The organism is Stenotrophomonas sp. 1337 (assembly GCF_031455455.1).
Classification (GTDB): Bacteria; Pseudomonadota; Gammaproteobacteria; order Xanthomonadales; family Xanthomonadaceae; genus Stenotrophomonas; species Stenotrophomonas indicatrix.
This window is the reverse complement of the sequence record NZ_JAVDSR010000003.1, coordinates 55,230-68,514: the sequence shown is the minus strand read 5'-3', so window position 1 is coordinate 68,514 and position 13,285 is coordinate 55,230. Positions and strand designations below refer to the sequence as shown.

Here is a 13,285-nt window from a genome sequence, read left to right as displayed (position 1 = left end):
GCGCAGATGGAAACGCTTACATTCCGCGCCAATGCTGGTAGGTCCAAGCCGTGGAGGGCGGCTTCGTGAACAAGGCAGCCATAACAATCAAAGACGTCGCCCGTGAAGCCAAGGTCTCTGTGGCCACCGTTTCGCGCGCGCTCAACGGGCATGAAAATGTCGCCGAACCGGTCCGCCAGCTTGTGCTGGAGGTGGCCGCACGGCTGCGTTACACCCCGCACGCCGCCGCCCGCAGCCTGAGCAGCCGCCGCACCAATACGGTGGGCGTGGTGCTTCCGGACCTGTACGGCGAATTCTTCTCCGAACTGATGCGTGGCATCGACAACGTCGCCCGCAGCCGGCGCCAGCACCTGCTGGTGTCGAGCTATCACGGCGACCAGGAGCAGCAGGGCGCAGCCCTGCGTGCCATGCGCGGCCGGGTCGACGGTCTGCTGGTGCTCTCGCCCTATGCCGAGAGCCCCGGGTTCCTGACCGACAACCTGCCGCAGGCATTGCCGACGGTACTCATCAACACCTACCTGCCTGGGCAGGACCATCCGGTGTTGAGCATCGATGACCATGCAGGGGCGATGGCGATGACCCGTCACCTGCTCGATGCTGGCCATCGGCGCATTGCATTCATTTCTGGCCCGGACCTCAACTTCGACGCGCGCGAGCGCCTGCGCGGCTTCCGTGACGCGCTGGCGGCGTTTGGCAGCGGCGCCGAAGGCATCGAGCTGCCCGGTGATTTCGACGAAGCTTCCGGCCATCGCGCCGGTCAGGAGTTGCTGGCAGCCGGCACGCTGCCCGATGCCGTATTCGCCGCCAACGACATGATGGCCCTGGGTTGCCTGTATGCCTTCGCGCAGGCAGGTGTCCATGTCCCGACCGATGTCGCCCTGGCCGGCTTCGATGACATTCCGCTTGCGCGTTTCGTTCACCCGTCGCTGACCACCATGCAGGTCAGCATTGCCGAACTGGGCGATCGGGCGATGTCGCGTTTGTTGCAGTTGATGGACGGCACCTCCACGGAAGGGGCAGGGGACAAGCAGACCCTGGTCCCGCGCCTGATTGTTCGCGATTCCACCACTCCGCCATCCGGCCATTGAAGCCAGAGGCGTTCCTTCTTTTTTGATTGATCGCAGGTGCCGCGCAAGCGGTCACCGCCACCCGGAGATTGAGTTGATGATGCATTCCACTATCCGCACGCCGGCGCGCCGGCTGCTGAGCACCGCACTGGTCAGCTGCCTGATGCTGGCCGCCGCCCCGAACGTCATGGCGCAGTCGGCCAACGCCAGCCTGCGCGGCCAGGTGTCCGGCGCCCAGGCCGGTGCCGAAGTCACCGCCACCAACGTCGCCACCGGCACCGTCCGTCGCGGCACCGTGCGTGCCGACGGCAGCTACTCGCTGATGGGCCTGGATCCGGGCACCTACAACGTGGTCGCCAACGGCCAGACCCAGAAGGTCACCGTCACCGTCGCCTCGACCGCGACGCTGAACTTCAGCGAGGCGGCTGCCGGTGGTACCGGCTCGACCGCCGCCACCAACCTGGACACCGTCAACGTCGTCGCGCCGACCCTGCTGCAGGAAGTGCGTACCTCCGAAGTCGGCAAGACCGTCAGCCTGCAGCAGATCCAGACCACCCCGCAGGTGTCGCGCAACTTCCTGGAGTTCGCCGACGCGGTGCCGGGCCTGATCTTCACCCGTGATGCCAAGGGCAACACCTCGCTGCGCGGCGGTGCCACCAATTCCGACGGTACCAACGTCTACATCGACGGCGTGGGCCAGAAGAGCTACGTCAAGGGCGGCGGCGTGGCCGGCCAGTCCGGCAGCGCCGGCAACCCGTTCCCGCAGTTGGCCATCGGCGAATACAAGGTCATCAGCGGCAACTACAAGGCCGAGTACGGCCAGGTGTCGAGCGCCGCAGTGACCGCTGCCACCAAGTCCGGTACCAATGAATTCAAGGGTGAGGCGTTCTACCGCTACACCGATGAGGACATGCGCGCCAAGACCCCGGCCGAGCGCCAGGGCGGCAAGGACAAGATGGTCTCGGCCGAGAAGGAATACGGCTTCGCCCTGGGCGGCCCGATCATCCAGGACAAGGCACACTTCTTCGTGACCTACGAAGCCAAGCGCTTCGACCTGCCGGTCACCATCGCGCCGGACGGCGCGGTCACCGGTGCTGCCGGCCTGCTGCCGCCCGCAGGCGCCGCCGGCCTGGGCCCGGCCAGCCAGCCGTTCCAGCAGGATCTGATCTTCGGCAAGATCGACTTCGAGCCGACCGACAACGATCGCATCGAGCTGACCTTCCAGGACCGCGACGAAACCCAGTCGCAGTTCAGTGGCCAGACCTCGCCGGAAGCTGGTCGTGAAGTGGTCAACACCGACCGTCGTTACGCCCTGCGCTGGAACCACAGCGGCGAGCGTTACTACAACGAAATGATGGTCACCCATGAAGATTCGTTCAACAACCCGACCCCGCTGACCCTGGCCAACGGCATCACCTACACCGCACCGGACGGCACCGAAGACCGCACCGTGGTGAAGATCGGTGGCGCATCGGCACTGGATTCGCAGGTGAAGGGCCAGAAGGGCTGGTCGATCGAAGACAACCTGACCCTGGACGGCATCCAGTGGGCCGGCGACCACACCATCAAGATGGGCGTGAAGTACAAGGCGATCGACCTGTACGCCTCCGATGCGGCGCAGATCAACCCGACCTTCACCTACAGCCTGGGCGATCCGGACTTCCCCGATTCCATCCCGTACAAGGCGCAGTTCGTCAAGCCGGTGACCGGCGTGGACGGCGTGTCCGGTGAAGTGCGTTCGAAGTCCAAGCAGTACGGTGTGTTCATCCAGGACGATTGGCAGGTCAACGACCACCTGCAGATCAACCTTGGCCTGCGCTGGGACTACGAAAAGACCCCGTCCTACCTGGACTTCGTCACCCCGCAGGCCGTGGTCGACGCGATCTATTCGCAGGATCCGCGTGCTGCCGCCGGCCAGACCTACGCCGATTCGCTGGCGCTGGGCGGCCTGGACATCAGCGACTACATCAGCAACGGCCACAACCGCAAGGCATTCAAGGATGCCTGGCAGCCACGCCTGGGCTTCTCGTATGACATCAACGCCGACGAGCAGCACGTGATCCACGGTGGTGCCGGCCGTTCGTACGACCGCGATCTGTTCGACAACCTGCAGCTGGAAACCACCAAGCTGGCCCTGCCGCAGCCGACCATCTACTTCCGCAACCCGGCCACCGGCACCTGCATCAACGGCCAGGCCGCCTGCTATGACTGGAACCCGAACCTGCTCAACGGCATCGGCAACCTGCAGAGCCTGGTCGGTGCGACCAGCAATGCCGGCCTGGAAGTGGATCTGCTGAACAACAAGCTGAAGGCTCCGTACTCCGATCAGTTCAGCCTGGGCATGAGCAACCAGATCGGTGACTGGCTGACCGACGCCACCATCGCCCGTACCCTGAGCTACGACGGCTTCGCCTTCACCCTGGGCAACCGTTACCCGACCGGCCAGTTCTTCGATGACCCGCGCCTGTGCGGTGGCACCGAGCCGGGCCTGAGCCAGGCCTGGAGCTGCAACGTGCCGGGCTTCGGCAGCCTGATCATCGGCCAGCAGGGCATCAAGACCCGTGCGACCCAGATCCTGCTGTCGGCGCAGAAGCCGTTCACCCAGGAAAGCGGCTGGGGTACCTCGATCGCCTACACCTGGACGACCGCGCGCCACAACCGCGACATCAACGAGAAGTACGCCTTCGACCGCGGCCTGATCGAGGATTACCCGACCATCCGTTCCAACGGCGCGCCGCGCCACCGCCTGGTGGTCACCGGTTCGTACGCGGGCTTCTGGGGCATCACCTTCGGTGGCAAGATCACCCTGGCTACCCCGACCGCCGTCAATGACTGGTACCCGGTGCCGCAGGCCAGTGGCTACAACCTGCCGACGCCGCAGGCGGCTGTGCCCAACGCCAATGGCAAGTTCCTGGTGGGTGGCAAGATCTTCGGCTACCGTTCGGTCGACCTGCAGGCGACGAAGACGTTCAAGCTGGCGGGCGATACCGAGCTGTACGCGCGTATCGACATCATCAACGTGTTCAACTTCGACAACTTCTCCACCTACAACTACGTCAAGACCAACGGCAAGCTGCAGGCCAGCTACAACGAGACCGGCGACATCATCGGTACTCCGCGTCAGGTCAAGGCCGAAGTGGGCTTCCGCTTCTGATCGCGGGAAGTTGATGCAGTACGGAGCCATCGGTTCGCCGATGGCTCCGGTTTCAACGGCAATGGCCGGCCTCCGGGCCGGTCCATTGCCCACGCCATTGCCGGGCAGGGGGCAATGGCGTGGGCAATGACCGCGGTGTCATCAACCACGTTTTCGTGGTTTTTTAAGACCGCACTTTGTAAACGATTTCAGGTCATTGGACGTTATGCTCTTTCATCGATCAGCCCACCGGAGGAACCGCGCCATGCAGGCACGCCACCTGATGACCGCCGCTGCGATGACCCTGGCCATCGCCGCCTGCAAACCGGCCCAGCAGGAGCCTGCCAAGCCGCGCCCGCCGGTGATCCTGATCGAGGCCGACGCACCGCCGCGGCCGATGAAGCCGGAGCTGCCGCCGCTTTTCGATGACATCGAGCGCCGCACCTTCCAGTTCTTCTGGGATACCACCAACGAGATCAACGGCCTCACCCCGGACCGCTATCCGTCGCGGCCGTTCGCCAGCATCGCCTCGGTCGGCTTCGCCCTGACCGCTTATCCGATCGGCATCGAGAACGGCTGGGTCAGCCGCAACCAGGCGATCGACCGCACCCTGACCACCCTGAAGTTCTTCCGCGACGTGCCGATGGGCCCGCAGCGCACCGGCAAGGCCGGCTACAAGGGTTTCTATTACCACTTCCTGGACATGCAGGAAGGGCGCCGCTACGACAGCTGGGTGGAACTGTCCTCGGTGGATACCGCGCTGCTGATGATGGGCGTGCTGTTCGCCCAGTCGTACTACGACGGCGACGATCCGCGCGAGAAGGAAATCCGGCAGATCGCCGACACCCTGTACAAGCAGGTCGACTGGCCGTGGCTGCAGCAGCGTGCGCCGCTGATCTCGATGGGCTGGTTCCCCGAGAACGGCTTCATCGACCATGACTGGATGGGCTACAACGAGGCGATGATGGTCTACATCCTCGCCCTGGGCTCGCCCAGCCACCCGGTCAGCCCGGATGCGTGGACGGTGTGGACGCGCACCTACGACAACGACTGGGGCGTCTACCAGGGCCAGGAATACCTGTCCTTCGGCCCGCTGTTCGGCCACCAGTACAGCCATGTCTGGATCGATTTCCGCGACATCCAGGATGCGTACATGCGCGAGCGTGGCAGCACCTACTTCCTCAACAGCCGTTCGGCGGCGCTGGCCCAGCGTGAGTACGCCATCGCCAATCCGATGAACTGGAAGGAATATGGCGAGAACGTCTGGGGCCTGACCGCCAGTGATGGTCCGCAGAACACCACCCAGGAATACCGGGGCGAGCAGCGCCAGTTCCGCCATTACTCGTCGCGCGGCGCAGGCCTGCGCGAGAATTTCGATGACGGTACGATCGCGCCGACCGCCGCGATCTCGTCGGTCGTGTTCGCGCCCGAGGAAGTGATTCCGGCCACGCTGGAGATGCACAAGCGCTACGGCGACTACATCTACTCCAGCTATGGCTTCCTGGATTCGTTCAATCCCAGCTTCAGCTACGACATCCCGATCAAGACCGGGCGGGTGGTACCCGATCGTGGCTGGGTCGCCAGCGACTACATCGCCATCGACCAGGGCCCGATCCTGACCATGATCGCCAACTACCGCAACGACTTCGTCTGGGACGTGATGAAGAAGAACCCGTACATCCGCAAGGGCCTGGAACGGGCGGGCTTCAGTGGAGGCTGGCTGGCGCCGGAAGGCTCCTTCCAGCCGCTGGAGCTGCAGAAGGATGAGAAGGCCGCCGCAGCGCGTGCGGTCGGTATCGCCGAATCACGTGCGGCCGCCGCGCAGGAACAGAAAAACAATGCCAACCGCAACACCGGCCAGGGGAAGTAACAAGGTGCACGACTGGAAACACCGCCTGCGACGCTGGGCATTGCCTGCACTGGCCGCGCTGGTCATGGCCGGCTGTGCCCGCCAGGAGCAGGGCACCACTACCGTGCGCTTCTGGGCGATGGGCCGCGAGGCGGAAGTGGTCAGCGAGCTGATCCACGAATTCGAAGCGGAGAACCCCGGCATCAAGGTCGATGTGCAGAACATCCCCTGGACGGCCGCGCACGAAAAGCTGCTGACCGCCTTTGCCGCCGATGGCCTGCCCGATGTGTGCCAGCTCGGCAACACCTGGGTGCCCGAGTTCGCCGAACTCAACGCGCTCACGCCGCTGCAGCCGTTCGTGCAGCGCTCGACCGTGGTCGATCCGAAGGACTACTTCCAGGGCATCTGGGATACCAACGTGATCCACGACGAGCTGGTCGGGGTGCCGTGGTACGTCGATACCCGCCTGATCTATTACCGCAAGGACCTGCTGGCCAAGGCCGGCTTCGACCATCCGCCGCGCACCTGGGCCGAATGGGACGAGCAGATGGCCGCGATCAAGCGCATGCAGGGCCCGAACCGCTATGCGGTGCTGATGCCGATCAACGAGTTCGAGCAGCAGCTGTCGCTGGCCCTGCAGCAGCCCGATCCGCTGCTGCGCGACGACGACACCCGTGGCAATTTCTCCAGCCCCGGCTTCCGCCGCACGCTGGGGTTCTACGCCAACATGTTCGAGCAGGGCTGGGCGCCGAAGATGTCCGAGACGCAGATCTCCAACGTCTGGGATGAATTCTTCCGCGGCTTCAACGTGTTCTACATTTCCGGCCCCTGGAACATCCGCGAGTTCAAGAAGCTGCAGCCGAAGGAACTGGAAGGGCAGTGGGGCACGGCCGCGCTGCCGGGTCCGGACGGTCCGGGCGCGGGCATCGCCGGTGGTACCAGCCTGGTGATCTTCCGCAAGTCGCAGCAGAAGGAAGCGTCCTGGAAGCTGATCGAATTCCTGTCGCGGCCGGCAATCCAGGCGCGCTTCCACGCGATCATCGGCGACCTGCCGCCGCGTCGAAGCACCTGGAATGCGCCGTCGCTGGCCAACGATCCACTTGCCGCCGCCTTCCGAGACCAGCTGGAGCGGGTCAAGCCGACCCCGAAGGTGCTCGAATGGGAGCGCATCGTGCAGGAAATGCGCATCGTCACCGAACAGGTGGTGCGTGGTGGCCTGCCGCAGGACAAGGCCGTGGCCGAACTGGACCAGCGCGTGGACAAGGTGCTGGCCAAGCGTCGCTGGATGCATGAACAACAACGCCTGCAGCGCAGCGCACCCCCCTCGGGTTCGACCAGTGCAGTCGCGGCCGGGAGCCCGCAATGAAACGTACTTCGCTTGCCGGCTGGATCTTCGCCGGCCCCTCGCTGATCGTGCTTGGTGTGTTCTTCGGCCTGCCGGTGGCTTCGGCGCTGGCGCTGAGCGTGACCGACTTCGACCTGTATGCGCTGGCCGACAGCAGCAACCTGCGCTTCGTGGGTCTTGGCAACTACATCGACCTGCTGCAGACCCCGATGTTCTGGAAGTCGCTGTGGAACACCACCTATTTCGTGGTGATCGGCGTGCCGTTGTCGATCGGCGTATCGCTGGGCGCGGCGATGCTGCTCAATGCCCCGGCCGCGCGCTTCAAGGCGCTGTTCCGCACCGCGCTGTTCGCCCCGGTGGTGACCACGCTGGTGGCGGTGGCGGTGATCTGGCGCTACCTGTTCCACACCAGCTATGGCCTGGTGAACTACGGTCTGGGCCATCTTGGCATCAGCCCGATCGACTGGCTGGGCGATCCCAACTGGGCGATGCCGACCATCATGTTGTTCGCGGTGTGGAAGAACTTCGGCTACAACATGGTGATCTTCCTGGCCGGCCTGCAGGCGATCCCGCATGACCTGTACGAGGCCGCGCGCATCGACGGCGCCTCGCGCTGGAAGCAGTTCCTGCACATCACCCTGCCGATGCTCGGCCCGGTGCTGCTGGTGGTCGGGGTGATCACCGTATCCGGGTACTTCCAGCTGTTCGCCGAACCCTATGTGATGACCCGCGGCGACCCACTGCAGAGCACCGTCAGCGTGCTGTATTTCATGTTCGAGGAAGGCTTCAAGTGGTGGAACCTGGGACGCGCCTCGGCTGTGGCGTTCCTGCTGTTCCTGATCATCCTGGCGGTGACCACCGTGATGCTGCGCTTTGGCCGCAAGAGGCAGTTGGTATGAGTCGTGAAATCGGCCAGTCACGCTGGCACCCGTGGATGATCAATGGCGCGCTGCTGGTGCTGGCCCTGGTCAGCCTGGCACCGTTGCTGTGGATGCTGTCGGTGTCGTTCATGCCGCAGGGCGAGGCCACCCATTTCCCGCCGCCGCTGCTGCCGTCCAGCATCACCACGCACAATTACACCGAGCTGTTCGCGCGCACCGGCATGGGCGGCAACTTCGCCAACAGCCTGCTGGTGTCGCTGGCGATCACCCTCGGTTCGCTGCTGCTCAACACGATGGCCGGCTATGCCTTCGCCAAGCTGCACTTCGCCGGCCGTGAGCGCCTGTTCCAGGTGCTGATGGCGGCGCTGGTGATCCCGGCACAGGTGGCGATGCTGCCGCTGTTCCTGTTGATGAAGCAGCTGGGCCTGGTCAACAGTTTCGGCGGCGTGATCGTGCCGGCGCTGGCCAGCGTGTTCGGCATCTTCCTGGTGCGCCAGTACGCCCGCTCGATTCCCGATGAGCTGCTGGAAGCGGCACGCATCGACGGGGCAGGGGAGCTGCGGATCTTCTTCCAGATCGTGCTGCCGATGCTGAAGCCGGTGCTGGTGACGCTGGCGATCTTCACCTTCATGGGCGCCTGGAACGATTTCATGTGGCCCTTGATCGTGTTGACCGACCAGGAGCACTACACTTTGCCGGTGGCCCTGGCCACCCTCTCGCGCGAACACATCATGGACGTGGAAATGATGATGGCCGGCGCAGTGGTCACCGTGGTTCCGGTGCTGGCGCTGTTCCTGGTGCTGCAGCGGTACTACATCCAAGGATTGTTGCTGGGGAGTGTGAAGGGATGATGCGTGCGATCGCCGTTGGACTGGGCCTGTTGTGGTCTTCCCTGGCGATCGCCGCACCACCGGCGCTGCCCGCGCCGAAGGTGCTGGATGATTTCGACGACATCAGCGCCTGGAAGCTGGTGTTGTCCGACCAGGTCAGCGGCTCGCTGCGGCCGGTCAGTGGCGCTGGCGGTGGCCGCGCGCTGTGCCTGGATTACGACTTCCATGAGGTCTCCGGTTACGTCGGCATCCGTCGTCCACTGAACATCGAGTACCCGGCCAACTATCGTTTCGGCTTCCAGCTGCGCGGTGATTCGCCGTCCAATGACCTGCAGTTCAAGTTGATCGACGCCAGCGGCGACAACGTGTGGTGGGTCAACCGCCCCGGCTATGCCTTCCCCAAGGCGTGGACGCCGGTGGAATACCGCCGCCGGCAGATCGACAAGGCCTGGGGGCCATCGCCAGAGAAGGACATGGCGCGCAGCGCGTCGATGGAATTCACGATCTACAGCAAGGTCGGCGGTCGCGGTACCGTGTGCTTCGACAAGCTGACCCTGCAGGGGCTGCCCGCGCAGGATGATTCGGCGCTGCGGCCCTCGGTGATCGCCGATACCGCAACCGCGCTGCAGGACCGGATGATCGACGGCAAGTCCGATACCTTCTGGATCAGTGGCGGGGTCAAGCAGCAGACCATCAGCCTGGACCTGCACAAGAACCGCGAGATCGGCGGTGCGGTAATCGACTGGCTGCCCGACCTGGAAGCCAATCGCTACACCGTGCGTACCTCCGAGGATGGCCGTGACTGGCGTACCGTGCGCGAAGTGACCGCAGGTGCCGGAGGCCGGGACTGGCTGGCACTGCCCGACACCGATGCGCGCTACGTGCGTTTCGACCTGCAGGGCGGGCCGAACTGGCGCTACGGCATCCGTGACATCACCCTGAAGCCGCTGGCGTTCGCCGCGACTCCCAATGCCTTCCTGTCCTCGGTGGCGGCCGACCTGCCGCGTGGCGCGTTGCCGCGCGCCTACGTTGGCGAGCAGCCGTACTGGACGCTGCTTGGCCTGGACGGCGGCCAGGAACAGGCGTTGATCAGCGAGGACGGTGCGCTGGAGCCGGCCAAGGGCAGCTTCAGCATCGAGCCGTTCATCCGCCTCGACGGCAAGCTGCTTGACTGGTCGAACGTTGCCATCAGCCAGTCACTGCAGGATCGTTACCTGCCGATCGCCACGGTCGACTGGGTGCACGAGAAGGCCGGCCTGTCGGTGACCAGCTTCGTGCAGGGCACGCCCGAACGCGCCCAGCTGATCGGGCGCTACCGCTTGAGCAATCCGGACAAGGTCGCGCACGAATACACCCTGGCCCTGGCGATCCGCCCGTGGCAGGTCAATCCCCCCACCCAGTTCCTCAACACCGTGGGCGGCTTCAGCCGCATCGACAGCCTGGACGTGGGCGAGCAGCTGGTGCGCATCAATGGCGAACCGCGGCTGTATCCCCTGCAGGTACCGGATGCGCGCTTTGCCAGCAGCTTCGACGGCAAACTGGATGCGATGCACCTGGCCAGCGGCAAGCTGCCCGGCACTACTGCGGTGAAGGACCCGACCGGCATGGCGTCCGGCGCACTGATGTACACGATCAAGCTCGAACCCGGGCAGAGCCGCGAGGTGGCGATCGTGCTGCCGCAGACCGGCAGCTGGGCGCCGCAGGCGCTGGACGTGGCCAAGGCACAGCAGCAGGTGGCGACGATGTGGCGCGACAAGCTGGGCGTGGTGACCCTGCAGGTGCCCGCCGCCGGCCAACCGCTGGTGGAAACCCTGCGCACCGCGGTGGCGCACATGCTGATCTCGCGGGTCGGCCCGCGCCTGCAGCCCGGTACGCGCTCCTATGCACGCAGCTGGATCCGCGATGGCGCGATGATCTCCGAAGGCCTGCTGCGGATGGGGCGCAGCGATGCCGTGCGTGACTACGTGACCTGGTATGCGCCCTATCAGTTTGAAAACGGCAAGGTGCCGTGCTGCGTCGATGCGCGTGGCAGCGACCCGGTGCCGGAGAACGACAGCCACGGCGAACTGATCTACAACATCGCCGAGTACGGCCGCTATACCGGCGACACGGCCTTCCTCGAGCAGATGTGGCCGCATGTGCTGGGCGCCTACAGCTACATGGAGCAACTGCGGGGCAGCGAGCGCACCGAGGAGAACCGCGCGCGCAATCCTGCCTTCTACGGGATGATGCCGGCCTCGATCAGCCACGAGGGCTATTCGGCCAAGCCGATGCATTCGTACTGGGACAACTTCTGGGCACTGCGCGGTTACAAGGACGCCGCGCAACTGGCGGCGCAGCTGGGCAAGGTCGAGGCGATGCAGATCAGCGAGTCGCGCGATCAGTTCCGTGATGACCTGCAGGCCTCGCTGCTGGCGGCCATGCAGCAGCACCGCATTGATTACCTGCCGGGCTCGGCCGAGCTGGGTGACTTCGACGCCACCTCCACCACGATCGCGTTGGCGCCCGGCGGCGAGCAGGGGCGGTTGCCGCAGGAGGCGCTGGACGCGACCTTCCAGCGTTACTGGAACGAATTCGTCGGGCGCCGCGATGGCAAGCGCGAATGGAAGGACTACACGCCGTACGAATGGCGCAACGTCGCCGCGTTCGTGCGCCTGGGATGGCGTGATCGTGCCTGGCAGGCCACCGAGTTCTTCTTCAAGGATCGTGCACCGCAGGCCTGGAACCAGTGGGCCGAGGTCGTCTCGCGCACGCCGCGCAAGCCGTTCTTCGTGGGTGACCTGCCGCATGCCTGGGTGGCCTCGGACTTCGTCCGTTCGGCACTGGACATGTTCGGCTACAACCGCGATGCGGATGAGGCGCTGGTGCTGGCCGCCGGTATCCCGGTGGCGTGGCTGCAGGGCGAGGGCATTGCCGTGCAGGGCCTGCGCACGCCGCAGGGGCAGCTCAACTATCGCCTGCAGCGCAGCGACAAGCAGCTGGTGCTGGAAGTGCAGCCCGGGCTGGTGCCGCCGGCCGGTGGCGTGGTGCTGCCATGGCCGTATGCAGGCGAGCCGGGCCAGGCGACGGTCAACGGCGAGGCGGCGGAATGGGTCAACAACGAGCTGCATGTGCACCAGTTGCCGGCACGCGTCGAGATCGATGTGCCCAGCGCGGTGCGCCGCGCCGAACGCAAGGAAAAGTAAGCATGCGAGGCCCGCTCGGAATCGGTCGCGGTTTGTGCGCGCTGGGGCTGGCGATCGCGCTGGCCCTGCCCGTGCTGGCGCCAGCCGCTGAGTTGGCCAGCGCGGCTGGCGCGGCCACAGCGGTCGGCGAGCCCGGCATGAGCATGGTCACATTCAACCTGCACCACGACCGCGAGGACTGGCCCAGCCGTCGTCGCACGATCGTGGCCGAGCTCAAGCGCCTGCAGCCCGATGCCGTCGCGCTGCAGGAGGTGATCCAGAAGCGCAACGTGCGCAACCAGGCGCAGTGGCTGGCCAGCCAGCTCGGCTACCGGTACGTATTCGTGTCCACCGATCCGGTGGGTGCACCCAAGCGTTATGGCAATGCGCTGCTGACCCGGCGCCCGATCCTGGCGCATGGCGAGCACCTGCTGCTGCCGCTGGATGACTACCGCACCGTGGCCCATCTGCGTATCGACGTGGACGGCAGGCCGGTCAATGTCTATGCCACCCATCTCAACGAGCGCAGTGACGACGCCGGCCAGCGCATCCGCCGCAACCAGGTCGAGGATCTGCTGCGTTTCATCGCCGGCAGTTCTGCGGGGGCACCGGTGGTGATTGCCGGCGACTTCAACGCCCTGGTCGATGCCGGCGATCTGAGCGAACTGCGCAGCCACTACGGCGACAGCTACGGCAGCGTGCACGTCAACACCGACCTGGCGGGTGTGAGCACGCTCAACCGCCATTACTACCAGGCGCCGTCGCGGATCGACCACATCTTCTTCCAGCAGGACGAGATGGTCGCGCGCGAAGCGAAGATCCTGTTCGACCAGCCTGATGACGGCGGCCGCTGGGCCTCCGATCACTACGGGGTGTGGACCCGGCTGCAGTTCGCGCCGAAGCCCTGATAACGGCATCGCGTGACGACGCGGCAGGCGTTCGCTACGGCATCTGATACGTCACAAACAGAAACGGCGGGGATCATCGATCCCCGCCGTTTCGTTCTTGCCGATCAA

8 protein-coding genes are annotated in these 13,285 nt (G+C 65.2%); all 8 read left to right on the top strand.

Annotation, left to right across the window (positions count from 1 at the left end; genetic code table 11):
- Nucleotides 1-65 precede the first annotated feature (65 nt).
- The 8 genes from J2X70_RS06300 to J2X70_RS06265 all read left to right on the top strand — a co-directional run bounded on the left by J2X70_RS06300 (nt 66) and on the right by J2X70_RS06265 (nt 13,177).
- The gene (locus J2X70_RS06300) at nt 66-1,088 is read left to right on the top strand and encodes a LacI family DNA-binding transcriptional regulator (RefSeq protein WP_025876505.1); all 1,023 of its coding nucleotides are present in this window, start codon (nt 66-68) and stop codon (nt 1,086-1,088) included.
- A 76-nt stretch (nt 1,089-1,164) separates the two neighbouring features.
- Nucleotides 1,165-4,221, top strand: coding sequence for a TonB-dependent receptor (locus J2X70_RS06295; protein WP_059064656.1), 3,057 nt, complete (start codon nt 1,165-1,167; stop codon nt 4,219-4,221).
- A 244-nt stretch (nt 4,222-4,465) separates the two neighbouring features.
- Complete coding sequence (locus tag J2X70_RS06290; RefSeq protein ID WP_025876509.1) at nt 4,466-6,070, top strand: glucoamylase family protein; 1,605 nt, start codon at nt 4,466-4,468, stop codon at nt 6,068-6,070.
- Nucleotides 6,071-6,074: 4 nt separating this feature from the next.
- Nucleotides 6,075-7,415: a sugar ABC transporter substrate-binding protein gene (locus tag J2X70_RS06285; RefSeq protein WP_309909670.1), complete on the top strand. Its 1,341-nt coding sequence runs from the start codon at nt 6,075-6,077 to the stop codon at nt 7,413-7,415.
- Nucleotides 7,412-8,293 carry a sugar ABC transporter permease gene (locus J2X70_RS06280; RefSeq protein ID WP_025876513.1) on the top strand — a complete coding sequence of 294 codons (882 nt, stop codon included), beginning with the start codon at nt 7,412-7,414 and terminating at the stop codon, nt 8,291-8,293. The genes J2X70_RS06285 and J2X70_RS06280 overlap by 4 nt, the downstream gene beginning before the upstream one ends.
- Nucleotides 8,290-9,126 (top strand): carbohydrate ABC transporter permease, encoded by an 837-nt coding sequence (locus J2X70_RS06275; RefSeq protein WP_105164373.1) that lies wholly within the window; start codon nt 8,290-8,292, stop codon nt 9,124-9,126. The genes J2X70_RS06280 and J2X70_RS06275 overlap by 4 nt, the downstream gene beginning before the upstream one ends.
- On the top strand, nt 9,123-12,290 hold the full coding sequence (locus J2X70_RS06270) for a discoidin domain-containing protein (RefSeq protein WP_309909492.1): 3,168 nt from the start codon (nt 9,123-9,125) through the stop codon (nt 12,288-12,290). The genes J2X70_RS06275 and J2X70_RS06270 overlap by 4 nt, the downstream gene beginning before the upstream one ends.
- 2 nt (nt 12,291-12,292) lie before the next feature.
- The gene (locus J2X70_RS06265; protein ID WP_309909490.1) at nt 12,293-13,177 is read left to right on the top strand and encodes an endonuclease/exonuclease/phosphatase family protein; all 885 of its coding nucleotides are present in this window, start codon (nt 12,293-12,295) and stop codon (nt 13,175-13,177) included.
- The last annotated feature ends 108 nt before the right edge of the window (nt 13,178-13,285 follow it).

Bases quoted from the DNA above. Each gene is read 5' to 3' on its own strand.
- J2X70_RS06295 (WP_059064656.1), top strand. From the start codon at position 1,165: ATGATGCATTCCACTATCCGCACGCCGGCGCGCCGGCTGCTGAGCACC.
- J2X70_RS06290 (WP_025876509.1), top strand. From the start codon at position 4,466: ATGCAGGCACGCCACCTGATGACCGCCGCTGCGATGACCCTGGCCATC.
- J2X70_RS06280 (WP_025876513.1), top strand. From the start codon at position 7,412: ATGAAACGTACTTCGCTTGCCGGCTGGATCTTCGCCGGCCCCTCGCTG.
- J2X70_RS06275 (WP_105164373.1), top strand. From the start codon at position 8,290: ATGAGTCGTGAAATCGGCCAGTCACGCTGGCACCCGTGGATGATCAAT.
- J2X70_RS06270 (WP_309909492.1), top strand. From the start codon at position 9,123: ATGATGCGTGCGATCGCCGTTGGACTGGGCCTGTTGTGGTCTTCCCTG.
- J2X70_RS06265 (WP_309909490.1), top strand. From the start codon at position 12,293: ATGCGAGGCCCGCTCGGAATCGGTCGCGGTTTGTGCGCGCTGGGGCTG.